This window comes from Cryobacterium lyxosi (genome assembly GCF_004403345.1).
GTDB classification, from domain to species: Bacteria; Actinomycetota; Actinomycetes; order Actinomycetales; family Microbacteriaceae; genus Cryobacterium; species Cryobacterium lyxosi.
Genome location: NZ_SOGT01000011.1, coordinates 371,599 through 385,947, shown reverse-complemented (window position 1 = coordinate 385,947; position 14,349 = coordinate 371,599). Strand labels below are relative to the sequence as shown.

The window sequence follows — 14,349 nt, the reverse complement described above, 5'->3', positions numbered from 1 at the left end:
TCGAACTCGGGGCTTTCTCAGGTTCACCCCCCGTTCAGGGGCAGACGATGTGCGCACAGTGCGCGCAAAAAAGCGGCCGGACCTGCACTAACAGGCCCAGCCGCATCCAGTTGCCAAAATAAACAAATTTCGAGTCTGAGCACGATCCAACGCACGCACTCGCTAGGCCGGCATCTGCTAGTCGCTGCGCGGAGCGCACGACAGATTTCGCTCGAACCCGGAGGGTTAAACGCTCGCGACCGGAGTCGATCTATCGGCCGCTCATCTACGACCCTACGCAGACCTGGCGGTCTCGGCGAGCTCGACCCGCGCGGTGTGGCGTTGAACGGCTTTGACGCGTCGTTTTGGTGGCGGTGAACACGCTGGGCCGACGAAACTGAGCCTCTACACAGCGCGGGTTCACTATCGGTGTCCTTGTGAATGTGCAGGTCGCTGGGGCATAATGACGATATCGGAACGCTGGTATCCAGCTACCGACTAATTTAATATTCGCCATCGTGCTTCAACTCTGAGTTGAAGGCGCGGTCGTTTCGAGGTCGTTGGGGAAGACGAACCTACTAGGAACGGAGAAACACGATGGATGCAGTACCAAACCGTCGGGCGCCGATTGCGCGGGGGATGCTTTTTGTGCACTCTTCTCCGCGAGCGGTCTGTCCTCATATTGAGTGGTCTGCCGGTCGAGCCCTCGGGGAGGCTGTCAACTTCGATTGGTCAGAGCAGCCAGCTCTGCCCGGATCCCACCGGGCGGAGTATTACTGGGAAGGGTCTTCGGGTACCGGTGCCGCGCTCGCATCCGCTCTGCGCGGCTGGGAACAGCTGCGCTTTGAAGTCACCCAAGATGCTGGACCAGGTTTGGATGGTGGACGTTGGTTGCACACGCCCGAGCTGGGTATCTTCTACGCCCAGACCGACAGCGTGGGTAACGTGGTCGTGCCGGAAGATCGCATTCGATCCGCCATGGAGAGTGCGGGGGCTAACGCCATCGAGCTGCACCGGCAGTTGCGCCTGGCCCTCGGGCAATCCTGGGACGACGAACTTGAACCGTTTCGGCAGGCGAGCGACCTGAACGCCGTGGTCTGGCTGCACCAGGTCGGCTGATCAGCCACTTCTCAAGCGTGCAGTTCGCCCATTACGCCGCCACCCGTCGATCGGCGTCATTCCCGGTGGCAGCCCCGCGAAGTCAGGCGATCCGCCTGACAGAATGACCCCGCCCGAACCCGGACGGGGTCATTCTCTTCTACCGAATTTTTAGACCGACCTGAATGCCACAACGGCGTTGTGGCCGCCAAAGCCGAAGGAGTTGCTCAGCGCGAGTAGGTCTCCGGCCGGCAAGGCGCGCGGTGTGGTGACCACGTCGAGCGGAATCTCCGGATCCTGCGACGTGAGGTTGATTGTCGGCGGCGCGATGCGCTCGTCGAGAGCCTTCACCGTGAAGAAGGCTTCGAGAGCGCCAGCGCCACCGAGAAGGTGGCCGGTTGATGCCTTCGTGGCCGAGACCGGGATGCCGTCGAGCAGATCGCCGAACACGCGCTTGAGCGCGTTGTACTCGGCGATGTCACCAACCGGGGTGCTCGTGGCGTGGACGTTGATGTGAGAGACATCGGCGAGGGTCCCTCCGGCGTTCTCGATGGTCGAGCGCATTGCGCGGGCGGCCGCCGATCCTTCGGGGTCCGGCGCGGTCACGTGGTACGCATCGCTGTTGACAACGCCACCGAGCAGCTCGGCGTAAATGTGGGCGCCGCGCGCCTTTGCATGCTCCTCGGTCTCGATGACGAGGGCGGCTGCACCCTCGCCGAGAACGAAACCGTCACGAGTCACATCGTACGGGCGGCTCGCGGTAGCCGGGTCGTCGTTCCGGGTCGACAGGGCGTGCATCGCTGCAAACGACGCGATCGGCAGGGGGTGGATAGCTGCTTCTGAGCCTCCGGCGATGACGATATCGGCCAGTCCGGCTTGCAGGCGATTGTACGCGTTGATCAGCGCTTCGGTGCTCGACGCGCACGCGGAAACCACCGTGGTGATGCCGGCACGGGCGTGCAGGTCCATTCCAATGGCCGCCCCCGGACCATTGGGCATGAGCATCGGCACGGTCATCGGCAGCACGCGACGCGGGCCACGTTCGCGCAGGGTGTCCCATGCATCCAGCAGGGTCCACACTCCGCCGATCCCGGTCGCCCAGTCCACGGCGAGGCGCTCAGGCTCGACCTCGGGGGAGCCGGCATCGGCCCACGCTTCGCGTCCGGCGATCAGGGCGAATTGGCTGGATGGGTCAAGACGCTTGACCTCAAATTTCTGCAGAACATCCACGGTTTTCACGCGTGCCTGTGCTGCGAAAGTTACGGGGATCGCTGTTTCAGCGACCCAGGCCTGCTCGAGGGTGGTTGCACCCGATTCGCCGGCCAGAAGGGCGGTCCAGGTGTCGACCGCCGTGCCGCCCAGCGGCGTAGTGGCACCGATGCCGGTGATAACGATTTTCTTGGTCATAAGTCAACTCTCCATGGAACGACAAACGTGTGGGCCGGTGCGTTGTGGCACCAGCCCAATGAACAGGTCGGCCGTTTTCCGACCGACCCGGTTCAGTCTTGGGTCTAGTCCTGTGCCTTCACGATGAACTCGACGGCATCGCCGACGGTCTTGAGGTTCTTGACCTCTTCGTCGGGGATCTTCACGTCGAACTTCTCTTCTGCGTTGACGACAATGGTCATCATCGAGATGGAGTCGATGTCCAAGTCGTCCGTGAACGATTTGCCCAGCTCAACCGTGTCGGTTGCAATTCCGGTCTCGTCGTTGATGAGCTCGGCCAGGCCGGTCAGAACTTCTGCGGTGGACAATGCCATGTTATTTTCTCCTTGAGGGTGTCTCGGTTGACCGAGACTTAGTTTAGAGGGTGGATAGGTTAGGGCAGCACAACGACTTGCGCACCGAACACGAGTCCGGCACCGAAGCCGATCTGCAGCGCGAGTCCGCCGCTGAGCTCTGGGTGTTCCTCGAGCAGGCGGTGGGTGGCGAGGGGGATTGAGGCCGACGACGTGTTACCGGTCGTGGCGACGTCGCGGGCGATGACGACGGATTCCGGCAACTTCAGCTGCTTGGCAAACTCATCGATGATACGCATGTTGGCTTGGTGGGGAATGAACGCGGCGAGGTCGGCGCTCTCGATTCCGGCTACTTCGAGGGCTTTCTTGGCTACCTTCGCCATGTCCCAAACGGCCCAACGGAAGACAGTTTGCCCTTGCTGACGCAGGGTTGGCCAGTCGGCCTCGCCGCGGCGGTACTCCTGCAGGGTGTGATTCATGTGAATCGCGTCTGCCTTGGATCCATCCGATCCCCACACCGTTGTGGAGATGCCCGGATAGTCACTCGGGCCGATGACGACAGCGCCAGCACCGTCGCCGAGCAGGAATGAGATGCTGCGGTCTCCAGGGTCGACGAGGTCGGAGAGCTTCTCAGCGCCCACGACGAGGGCGTAGTGGGCAGCCCCCGTGCGAATGAGCGCATCGGCTTGGGCGATGGCGTAGGCGTATCCGGCGCAGGCTGCATTGATGTCATAAGCTGCGGCAGGATTGCTGCCAACACGGTCGGCCAAAACGGCGGCCATTGATGGTGTCTGGCGTCCGTTGCTGATGGTGGCGACGATCACGGCATCAATGAGCGCCGGGTCAATGCCACTTTTCTCGATGGCTTCGCGGGCGGCATCCGTTGCCATGTCGATTGCTTCGATGTTCTGGCTGGCACGCGTGCGGGTGATGATGCCGGTGCGCTGCTGGATCCACTCGTCGGAGGAGTCAATCGCTGCGACGAGTTCGTCATTGGGTACGACGAGGTCGCCGCGGGCGGCGCCGATCGAGAGGATTCGGGTGTACTGCGCCCCGTGGGACTGCTTCAGTGTTGGCTTGGTCATTGTCTCTCTTATCAGTTTCAGGACTGCTGGTCGATCATGGCCCAGGCGGCGGGCAGGTCGTCCGGGGTCCTGATGGCGACGGTAGGAACGCCTTTGAGGGCTCGCTTTGCAAGACCGACGAGCGCGCCGGCGGGTGCGATCTCGATGATTCCGGTGACTCCCGCTGCGGCGAAAGCCTCCATGCACCTGTCCCACCGTACCGGCGATGACACCTGACCCACGAGCAGGTCCAGAAAACGGATGCCCGTGGCTACCTGGCTTCCGTCGCGATTGGTCCAGATGCGGAGGGTGGGGTCGTTGGGGTTGAGCGAGCCGGCAACCACGGTCATCCGTTCGACGGCCGGTTGCATATAACGCGTATGGAATGCTCCGGCGACCTGGAGCGGGATGACTCGGGCGCGGTGCGGGGGAGCCGCGGCAAGTTCGGCGAGAGCGTCGAGTGCCCCGGCGACGACGATCTGACCACTGCCGTTAAAGTTGGCGGGTTCGAGGCCGAGCTCGGCCACCCGGGTGAGCAATTCGGTCTCGTCTGCACCGATCACGGCGCTCATGCCGGTGGGGACGAGCGCGGCGGCGGCCTGCATTGCCATGCCACGCTCTCGAACGAATCGCACCGCATCGGCGGTTTTCAGGATGCCCGCGCCCGCGGCGGCAGTGAGTTCTCCGACCGAGTGCCCGGCGATCCCAGCAACGCGGTCTCGGCGACCATCCGTGAGCAGCGCTTCAAGCGTCAGGATGCCTGCGGCGACGATGAGGGGCTGGGCAATCGCCGTGTCGCGGATGGTATCGGCGTCGCTGACCGTGCCGTGGGTGACGAGGTCTAGGTCGACGTCGCTCGAGATTTGCCGTAAGCCGGCATCGAAGGCAGGCAGAGCCAGCCAGGGTTCGAGGAATCCGGGAGTTTGGGAGCCCTGACCCGGGCAGACGACAACGATCACTTACTCAGTCTTCCAATCGGGGCCCGGAAATGAATGTACAGATGGCACTAAGTATTTCCAAAACCTTTGTAGATTCCTGCAGTCTGAGCCCTCGGGGAGGGATTTCGATTTCTCAGCTCGTGATCGGTGGCGGGATCATTCCCGGTCGTGGGCCGATTCAGAATGCGCCGCGCCGGCCGTCGTGTGGGCGTCGGCTACGCCGCTCGCTCCACGCCCACCCCGGTACCGCCACAGACCTACGCCCACGAGCAGCCCGGCCAGCAGGAGGGACAGCGCGAGCGACTCGCGCGTTGCCGGGATGATCAACATGCCCGCAAGCAGGGCGAGGATGCTGAGGATGGTGAACCAGGTGAGGTACGGGAACAACCACATTTTGAGCGAGAGCGCTCCGGCGGCATCCGGTCCCATGCGGCGACGCAGGATCAGCTGCGAAGCCGCAATCACGAGCCAGACGAACAAGGCGATGGCGCCGGAGGTGTTCACCAGGAATAGGAATACGGTGTCAGGGGCAAGGTAGTTGAGACCGACGGTCACAAACCCAACGATGGTCGAAGCGAGCACGGCGCTGCGCGGCACCCCACGGGCCGAGATCTTTCCCCAGGAACGGGGAGCGTCGCCGCGGGTGGAGAGCGAAAATAACATTCGGCTCGCGGTATAGAGGCCGGAGTTGAGGCAGGACAGAACGGAAGTGAGCACGATCACGTCCATGATCGTGCCTGCACCGGGAATCCCGTAGAGCTCGATGGCCGCCACATACGGACTCTTCGCTACGGAGGCACTGTCCCAGGGCAGCAGGGTGACGACAATGGCGATCGAGCCGATGTAGAAGATCAGGATTCGCCACACGGTGGACCTCACGGCCTGACGAACAGCGGCCACGGGGTTTTGTGATTCCCCAGCGGCGATGGTCGCAATCTCGGCGCCGAAGAAGGAGAAGACGACCACGAGCACTCCACCGAGTACCGCTCCCGCACCGTTGGGAAAGAATCCACCACGATCAATGAGGTTGTCGAGGCCGGGCGCAGACACACCGGGCATGAAGCCGAGGATGGCCACGATGCCCAGCACCAGGAAGACCACAATGGCCGCCACCTTGATGGAAGCGAACCAAAATTCAAACTCCCCAAACGATTTCACCGAGGCCACGTTTGTGAAGGTGAGTAGCACCATGAGCAGGAGAGCCCATACCCATTGATCGACCTCCGGTACCCAACGATGCACAATCGCCGCGCCCGCGGTTGCCTCGATCCCGAGGACGATGATCCAAAACCAGGCATAGAGCCAGCCGATACTGAACCCGGCCCAGTGGCCGAGAGCCCGGTCGGCGTAGGCCGAGAACGACCCGGTCTCCGGGCTCGCCGCCGACATTTCGCCGAGCATCCGCATCACCAGAATTACGACGAGGCCCGCGGCGGCGTAGGCCACCAGAATTCCGGGGCCGGCTTGCTGGATCGCCGCTCCGGAACCCACGAACAGGCCGGCTCCGATTACTCCCGCGATCGCGATCATCGAGAGGTGACGGGGTTTGAGGCTGCGTGTCAGTTCACTGGCCTGTGGAGCGACGCTGGCGGCTCCAGTCGGTTTCGCAGCACCTTCGGTCGCGGATTTCGGGAATGGCGGCATGACACGCTCCAAGTCTGAATAGGGCAGTTCTCATCCCCCTCGCTATGAAATCGCGGACCTTCATGAGCGGCGGCGGCTGGACCCATCGTGGTCGCTGATCGAACCGATGATCAGCGCGGACTGCAAAATGAGCGCCTCGCGGGCTCCCGTGGCGTCGTAGCCGATGACTTCGGACACTCGTTTCAGGCGGTACCGCACGGTGTTGGGATGCACGAATAGTTCACGCGCGGTTGCCTCCAGCGAGCGGCCGTTGTCGAGGTAGCACCACAGAGTGGTGAGCAGCTCGGTAGAGTGCGCTTGCAGGGGTCGATAGATGCGATGGATGAGTGTGGCGCGAGCGAGCGGATCACCGGCCAGGGCACGTTCGGGGAGCAGGTCGTCGGCCTGCACTGGCCGTGGAGCGTTGCGCCATGAGCGGGCGACGGCGAAACCGGCCAGCGCCGCCTTGGCACTCTTTGATGCGTCCACAAGGTTGGGAACCTCGTGGCCCAGCACCAGGTGCCCAGGGCCGAAGATCGGCTCTAACTGCATGGCGATCTCCATAAAAGTGAGCGCTGCGGCCGTGCCGACGTCGTCGCTGTCTGCCGGGGCGGGGCGTGCGCGACCGATCACGAGCACGAGGCGGTTTCCCTGTACGCCGATGAGTACGTCGGCGGCCATGTGCCGGGCGGCTCGGCGCAATTGGTCGACGTCGAGCATCTGCGGGGTAGTGCCGACCAAAACGCACACTTCGCCGTGGCCGTGCCAACCCAGGGCGGCGATCCGGCTGGGCAGTTCGTCGTCATATTCACCGCTGAGAATGGAATCAACGACGAGAGCTTCGAGTCGCGCGTCCCAGAGCCCGCGTGCCTCGGCAGCCCGAGCGTAGACATCTGCTGCTCCGAAGGCAATCTCTCGCGAGTAGAGCAGAATCGCTTCGCGGAGGGCCTCGCCGCCGTCCTTGACGCGCTCCTCGACGACCTCAACCGTCACGCGGATCAGTTGCAGCGTCTGCTGCAGACTCACCGAGCGCAGCAACTCTCGCGGGGCAGCACCGAAGACGTCCGCGGCGATCCACGGCGTTGACCGTGGATCGTCGAACCAGGAGATGAAACTCGTGATCCCGGCCTGGGCGACCAGGCCGACGGCGGACCGCCGCCCTGGTGGCATGTCGCCATACCAGGACAGCGTGTCTTCGAGTCGTTTGAGCGTCTGAGTCGACAGTTCACCCGAGATGGTGCGTAACCAGTTGAGAGTCTGTTCTTTCGTTTTGGGCGCCGGTGCCACGGTTTCTTAGCTCTCGCCCCCGGCAGAGCCGGTGGTGCCCGCGCTCACATCGTGCAGGCGGTACTTGGCGATCGCCTGGCCCGCGAGGCTGCGGTCTACTTCGCCGCGACGAGCCAGCAGTTCCAGGGTGCGCACGACCATAGACGGACCGTCGATCTTGAAAAATCGGCGTGCCGCCGGACGGGTGTCCGAGAAGCCGAAGCTGTCGGCACCGAGTGTCGCGAAGTCGCCCGGAACAAACTGCCGAATCTGATCTGGAACGGCGTGCATGAAGTCAGACACGGCGACGAAGGGACCGGCAGCGCCTTGGAGCTTCGTGGTGACATACGGGATACGGGGCTCATCGTCGGGGTTGAGGAAGTTGTGCTCCTCAGCGGCGAGACCATTGCGGCGCAGTTCGGTCCATGAGGTGACCGACCAGACGTCGGCCGAGACACCCCAGTCATCGGCGAGCAGCTGCGCAGCTTCCAGTGCCCACGGTACGGAGACGCCGGAGGCGAGCAACTGCGCCTTCGGTCCGGCGACAGCAGATGCGCTAACCCGGTGAATACCGTGCAGGATGCCGTCCACATCGACATCGGCGGGCTCGACCGGTTGTACGGCCGGCTCGTTGTAGACCGTGACGTAGTACATGACGTTCGGGTCAGTTTGGGTGCCGCCGTACATGCGCTCAAGTCCGGCGCGCACGATGTGGCCGATCTCGTACCCGTACGCCGGGTCGTAGGAGACGACGGCCGGGTTGGTCGATGCCAGCAGTGGCGAGTGACCGTCGGCGTGCTGCAGACCTTCCCCAGTCAGCGTCGTGCGCCCGGCCGTGGCACCGACGATGAACCCGCGGCTCATCTGGTCGCCGGCGGCCCACAAAGCGTCGCCGGTGCGCTGGAAACCGAACATGGAGTAGAACACGTAAACCGGAATGAGCGGTTCGCCCTGCGTGGAATACGACGTGCCCACATTGGTGAAAGCAGCGGCGGCGCCGGCCTCGTTGATGCCAACGTGCAGAATCTGGCCCTGCGGGCTCTCCTTGTATGCGAGCAGCTGGGCGTGGTCGACCGACGTGTAGTGCTGGCCGTTGGGGTTGTAGATCTTCGCGTTGGGGAAGAACGCGTCGATGCCGAAGGTACGAGCCTCGTCGGGGATGATCGGAACGATGCGGTTTCCAAAGTCCTTGGCGCGCAACAACTCCTTGAGTAGACGCACGAACGCCATGGTCGTGGCGATCTCCTGGGTTCCCGACCCCTTCTTGGCGACCGCGTAGGTCTCATCCCCGGGCAGGTTGAGCTTGGTGTGGGTAGTGCGTCGCTCCGGCAGGTAGCCGCCGAGCGCACGCCGACGCTCGTGCATGTACTCGATCGCCTCGTCCTTGTCGCCGGGGGTGTAGTACGGCGGCAGGTAGGGGTTTTCCTCGAGCTGGGCATCCGTGATCGGTACGTGCATGCTGTCACGGAACGACTTGAGGTTGTCGAGGGTCATCTTCTTCATCTGGTGGGTCGCGTTGCGACCCTCGAAGCTCGGACCGAGGCCGTAGCCCTTGACCGTTTTCGCCAGGATGACGGTGGGCTGGCCGGTGTGCTCCGAAGCGGCCTTGAACGCGGCATAGACCTTGCGGTAGTCGTGTCCACCACGCTTGAGGTTCCAGACCTCGTCGTCGCTGAGGTGCTCGACGAGCTTGAGCGCACGCGGGTCACGGCCGAAGAAATTCTCGCGCACGTAGGCGCCGCTTTCGGCCTTGTACGTCTGGTAATCACCATCGGGCGTGACGTTCATCAGGTTGATCAGGGCGCCGTCTACGTCGTTCTTGAGGAGGCTGTCCCACTCCCGGCCCCAGACCACCTTGATGACGTTCCAGCCAGCACCACGGAAGAAGCTTTCGAGCTCCTGGATGATTTTGCCGTTACCGCGAACGGGGCCGTCAAGGCGCTGAAGATTGCAGTTGATGACAAAGTTGAGGTTGTCGAGGCCCTCGTTAGCGGCAACCTGCAGCTGGCCGCGGCTTTCCACCTCGTCCATTTCACCGTCGCCGAGGAATGCCCAGACCTGCTGGTCGCTGGCATCTTTGATGCCCCGGTTGGTCAGGTAGCGGTTGAGCTGCGCCTGATAGATCGCATTGATCGGGCCGAGACCCATGGAGACGGTGGGGAACTGCCAGAATTCCGGCATGAGGCGCGGGTGCGGATATGACGAGATGCCATCGGGGGCGTGCGATTTTTCCTGACGGAAACCGTCGAGCTGGTTCTCGGTCAGCCGGCCTTCGAGGAAGGCGCGCGCATAGGTGCCGGGGGAGGCGTGGCCCTGAATGAAAATCTGGTCGCCACCGCCCGGGTGGTCCTGACCGCGGAAGAAGTGGTTGAAACCAACTTCATACAGGGCAGCGGAGGACGCGTAGGTGGAGATGTGGCCACCCACGGCAATGCCCGGGCGCTGCGCGCGGTGCACCAGAACGGCAGCGTTCCAGCGAATCCACGCCCGGTAGCGACGCTCAATATCTTCGTCACCCGGAAAGTCGGGTTCGTTCTCCGGGGCGATGGTGTTGATGTAGTCCGTCGTCGGAACCATGGGAACGCCCAGATGAAGCTCTTTCGAACGCTTCAAGAGGCTCAACATGATCTCGCGGCCGCGCTCGTGGCCGTGTTCAGCAACGAGCGAATCGAGGGATTGCGACCACTCCGCCGTTTCCTCCGGATCGGAGTCGGCGTTGTTCTTCGAGTACGGGTCCTGGTCGTTGACCGTCACGGTCGACCTCTCTCTGGGGGTTATGCAGCGATGGTGTCCCGAGGGCGGGGGCAATCTTTGCCACCACGAGGGCACGTGCCGTAAGTAAGCAGGTTGGATTGCAACCGGTGGCACCACGTAAGCCTACAGATCTCACTCGATGTCCGCGTACGGGGGTACCAACGGCCGAAAACTCACCCGGGCAAGCGGGGCGGTCTGTGAAACCACGCACGTTGCCGGGCTAGAGTGTGTCACCGGCCAATCCGTGCGTCAACAGCGCACCAGGAAAGGAGCATTAATGGCTCTCGAGAACGATACTCAGGCACCTGATTTCAAGCTCATCAACCAGTTCGGTGAGAGCGTGCAACTCAGTCAGTACCGAGGAATGAAGTCAATAGCGCTCGTTTTCTTTCCATTGGCATTCTCCGGAATCTGCAGCGGAGAACTCTGTGAATTGCGCGACAACCTTGCACTGTTCCAAGACGGCGGCGTCGAGCTGATCGGCATTTCGGTCGACTCTCGACACGCCCTGCGCGCGTTCGGTGAGCAGGAAAAATATACGTTTGACCTGGTCGCTGATTTTTGGCCACACGGCGCGGTCGCGAAGGAATATGGCGTCTTTCTCGAGGAGAAGGGGTTCGCCAATCGCGCGACTTTCCTGATCGATCCAAGCGGTATTATTCGGGCCAGTTTTATCACCGCGCCGGGCGAGGCGCGTTCGATTGAAGCCTACCGGGCTGCCCTCGAAGAGCTCGCACCCGTCCTGTGACCCCCTCGCGTCGTCAAACCTGCGTCGACACTGACCTATACTGATCACACCCGAACAGTGAGACGTCGGGGCCTTTAGCTCAGTTGGTAGAGCGCCACGTTTACACCGTGGATGTCATCGGTTCGAGCCCGGTAGGGCCCACAAGTAAAACGCCCGATCAGGAAGAATATCTGGGGTACCGCCTCGCAGAGTCGGCTCGCAAATCGACCTGTCAGGTGGTGAGGCGTCGGTGAGCGTGCACCGCAGCAGCAACGAGCCCGATCTCGTGCGTCAGATCAGCGACACGCTCGCACCGACCAGGGGTCGTCTGGTCTTCAACGGCTTCCCGACGGGGGTTTCGGTTGTCATGGGCTCAGCACCACGAGACGATTCCCCGTCACATGGACGGCGCCCTGGTGCTGCCCCGCTGACCCGGCAGGGCGAGATGGCCCGGCGCGTCCTACGGCGCCACCGTGACGCACGAAATCGCTCCTGAGGGGGTTCTCAGGAGCGGTTTCGTGTGGGTAATCCGGATCAGGCTGTCGGGTCAGTTGCCCGTGTATCGGAAGATGTAGAGCCCGAAATCACGGTCGCTGGCCGCAACGTATTCGACGCCGTTGTTCTCGAACACGTCCACACCCCAGAAGTTGTTGCCGCCCTCGTCAATGAAGCGACCGGTCTCGACGAGTTTGTCGTCGATGATTTTGGTCACTCGAAATCCTCCCGCGTAATACGAGAAGTACGCCAGGTCGGCGCGCTGTTTGGACGTGGCCACCTCGTGAACCGAGAGGTCGCCGAAGCCCACAGCGTAGGCCGGGTCCATGGCTTCGGGAATTGCATAGGTGTCCAGCTCGGACATCTTTCCCGTCGAGTTGTCGAAGAGGTGCACATAACCCCAACCGTCGAAGAACGCGCGCAAGGAAACGAGGTCTCCGACGGAGCCCAGACTCAGGCCGGGAATCAGGCTGGCAGCGCCGGCGAGGCAGGCCGCGTTATCGTAGGAGGCCTCGAGGTCGAAGAAACCGAATCCGGTTTGACGGTCGACCGAAGAGGTCGGGATGTTGCCGGCGACGCTCATCCCGAATGCGCCGCATCCGTCGGTACCCTCGCGGTTGACGATGACGATTCCGTCATAGCCGCCAGCCGCTTCAACGTTCGCCACCTTCTCGGTGAACGCGCAGAGACCACGGGTGACGATCGCGATCTGGCTGCCGCTTGCGGTGACCGGCGCCGGTGGCACAACCGGATCACCGGAACATGCTTGTCCCGCGTAGACGGCATCACCGGTCAGCGACTCCCCGCCTTGCAGCTGCGGTGTGTCGCTGCCCTGCGAGATCTGAAACGGTGTCGCGGAGTCATCCGTGGTGCCCTCCGCGCCGTTGGGCGCGAAGTCCTCGTCGGCACCGATTACGAACCTGTTGTCTAGGGTGAACTCGCCCTGGTGGCCGTTGCCTTCAGGCTTCTCGATCAGGCCTGCCGACTCCTGAAGCTGCGGGTCGGGGTTGGTGAAGTCCGTATCGCCGACATAGATCGGGTTGTGCACGTCGGTCATGTCGACGGTGACGTATCCGGCGTCCCAGTAGGACAACAGCATCACCTGTTTTCCGGCGATCTGCTTGACGACGAGGTCGTGGAGAAACACCTCGGTCAGGTTCGACGGTGCGTTCTGGAGGATCTGCGGGAAGGTCTTGTCCAGATCGTATTCGGCGGTGAGGAACGGCTTCTTCGGGTTGGTGATGTCCATGATGTCGACATCGGTGCCCTCTTCGTTGTCAACGATGACCGCGTACGCCTTGTCGCCGGCATCCCAGGCGAAGACGCTGTGGGTCTGGTTGGAGGTCTTCTTGCCCTGACCATCGGCTGTTGAATCGCCAATGCCCACGGCGAGTGGTGTGGGGTGCTCGGGATTCGTCACGTCATAGAGATTCATGCCGCCGAACCCTGCTTTGTCCTTGCACTTCTCGTTATTGGTGACGAGCACGTCGCCGGTAAAGACTGGCGTATCGAGTTGAAGGGCCTGGACACCCTCGCCCGGGTAGCTGCCCTCCTTGGACTGGATAAACGCGACCTCCTTCGGCTTCGCGGGTTCCTTGATATCCACGACGTGCACCCCGTTGTAGGTGCACGACACGACGCCCCACGCAGCAAGGTAGGCATAGTCCTTGAAGACGCCCACATCGGCGATCTTCTCGGGCACCGCGTTCTTCATCTTCAGTTTGGAGACTACGTTGATATTGGACTGTGTTGCCGGCAGATGACCGGCCGTTTCACCGTGCTGGTGGGCGTCGCGAGCGCCGTCGGCGGTCGATAGCGCGCCGTCGTTCCCGGGTCGGGCCGATGCAACGGATGTTGTGGCGAGGATCAACGCTGCGACGGACACCAGCGTCAGTCCAGCGCGAATGGCAGGTGATTTGACCATGACACTCCTTCGGTGCGGAATTTTAAATCGAATGTTCGAACCGTAGTCCGCGTATACACGCTTTGGCAAGGAAGTACAAATCGACCAGGATGTGGCCGCCACGGCGACGCGGTGCGCATGCGTCGCCATGGCCTACCCCTCGCGGTGGCCTTCGAACCGAATTCTCTGTCGGGCGATGAACTGCGCCTCGCGGAAATCACCCCCTCGCCGCGGGCCGTGTGCATCGAGCGCAATGGGGACACTTTTGGAGGTCTTGGCTATGGACGGCGAGGGACCATGGCGGGTGATTCTCTACGATCCGACGCGCATCGTGCAGGCGCTTCGTTTTGTTCGAGCGTGGCTTCCGGTCGACGATGTGTGCTCGCTGCCGTGCGTGCGGCTGGATGCCCTGAACCGGCGCGGGCGTTAGACCTCGGGGTTATACGTGCGCCGGGACTCGTGGTGCCAGCGGCACAGGGTTTCGATCCACTCCTGTGACCAATCAATCGTGCCCGGGGTGCGGCCGCAGCGCTCACAGGTGGTTGGAGAGCGCGTCTGTGCTCGGGACACAGCTTCGCGGGTTGCGGGGGCGCGGGCTGTCACGCTGTCGGCGGGTTCGAGTGTGACTCGGAACTCACCGCATTTCTGCCGGACGCTTGTTAATCGAAAGCGTGGGTCAACGGACAGCAGGACGGCCGAGAGCGTGACCAGAACCCGTGGGGGAAAGTCCTATGGACTCTTGCATTCTGTGGCCTCATGAGGG

At 62.6% G+C, this 14,349-nt stretch carries 11 protein-coding genes and 1 tRNA gene; 4 read left to right on the top strand and 8 right to left on the bottom strand.

Translation table 11 applies throughout. From position 1 onward, the window contains the following. Positions 1 to 576 precede the first annotated feature (576 nt). A complete protein-coding gene (locus E3T27_RS09825; RefSeq protein WP_233200975.1) occupies positions 577 to 1,098 on the top strand; it encodes a DUF3145 domain-containing protein in 522 nt (173 codons plus the stop codon). A 150-nt stretch (positions 1,099 to 1,248) separates the two neighbouring features. On the opposite strand, the gene E3T27_RS09820 is transcribed toward E3T27_RS09825, so the two are convergent. From E3T27_RS09820 to aceE, 7 genes are all read right to left on the bottom strand, one after another. After that, positions 1,249 to 2,484, bottom strand: coding sequence for a beta-ketoacyl-[acyl-carrier-protein] synthase family protein (locus E3T27_RS09820; RefSeq protein WP_134572417.1), 1,236 nt, complete (start codon positions 2,482 to 2,484; stop codon positions 1,249 to 1,251). 104 nt (positions 2,485 to 2,588) lie between these two features. Continuing rightward, positions 2,589 to 2,837 (bottom strand): acyl carrier protein, encoded by a 249-nt coding sequence (locus E3T27_RS09815; RefSeq protein WP_104129202.1) that lies wholly within the window; start codon positions 2,835 to 2,837, stop codon positions 2,589 to 2,591. Positions 2,838 to 2,896: 59 nt separating this feature from the next. Next, positions 2,897 to 3,901, bottom strand: a complete 1,005-nt coding sequence (locus E3T27_RS09810) for a beta-ketoacyl-ACP synthase III (protein WP_104198090.1) — start codon at positions 3,899 to 3,901, stop codon at positions 2,897 to 2,899. A gap of 17 nt (positions 3,902 to 3,918) precedes the next feature. Continuing rightward, positions 3,919 to 4,839, bottom strand: a complete 921-nt coding sequence (locus E3T27_RS09805; protein ID WP_134572415.1) for an ACP S-malonyltransferase — start codon at positions 4,837 to 4,839, stop codon at positions 3,919 to 3,921. 135 nt (positions 4,840 to 4,974) lie between these two features. After that, entirely contained in the window at positions 4,975 to 6,462 is a 1,488-nt protein-coding gene (locus E3T27_RS09800; RefSeq protein WP_134572413.1) for an amino acid permease, read from the bottom strand. A 60-nt stretch (positions 6,463 to 6,522) separates the two neighbouring features. After that, positions 6,523 to 7,728 (bottom strand): PucR family transcriptional regulator, encoded by a 1,206-nt coding sequence (locus E3T27_RS09795; protein WP_104129198.1) that lies wholly within the window; start codon positions 7,726 to 7,728, stop codon positions 6,523 to 6,525. Positions 7,729 to 7,734: 6 nt separating this feature from the next. Next, the gene (gene aceE, locus E3T27_RS09790) at positions 7,735 to 10,461 is read right to left on the bottom strand and encodes a pyruvate dehydrogenase (acetyl-transferring), homodimeric type (RefSeq protein WP_134572411.1); all 2,727 of its coding nucleotides are present in this window, start codon (positions 10,459 to 10,461) and stop codon (positions 7,735 to 7,737) included. 277 nt (positions 10,462 to 10,738) lie between these two features. Here aceE and E3T27_RS09785 point away from each other — a divergent pair, with 277 nt between their 5' ends. Both E3T27_RS09785 and E3T27_RS09780 read left to right on the top strand, forming a co-directional pair. After that, positions 10,739 to 11,209 carry a peroxiredoxin gene (locus E3T27_RS09785; RefSeq protein ID WP_134572477.1) on the top strand — a complete coding sequence of 157 codons (471 nt, stop codon included), beginning with the start codon at positions 10,739 to 10,741 and terminating at the stop codon, positions 11,207 to 11,209. Between the two features lie 68 nt (positions 11,210 to 11,277). Continuing rightward, positions 11,278 to 11,350, top strand: a tRNA-Val gene (locus tag E3T27_RS09780). A gap of 385 nt (positions 11,351 to 11,735) precedes the next feature. Here the strand turns inward: E3T27_RS09780 and E3T27_RS09775 are convergent. Continuing rightward, entirely contained in the window at positions 11,736 to 13,607 is a 1,872-nt protein-coding gene (locus tag E3T27_RS09775; RefSeq protein ID WP_134572409.1) for a PA domain-containing protein, read from the bottom strand. 259 nt (positions 13,608 to 13,866) lie between these two features. Between E3T27_RS09775 and E3T27_RS16550 the strand changes: the two genes are divergently transcribed. Then, positions 13,867 to 14,016 carry a hypothetical protein gene (locus E3T27_RS16550; protein WP_158251892.1) on the top strand — a complete coding sequence of 50 codons (150 nt, stop codon included), beginning with the start codon at positions 13,867 to 13,869 and terminating at the stop codon, positions 14,014 to 14,016. Positions 14,017 to 14,349: the final 333 nt, after the last annotated feature.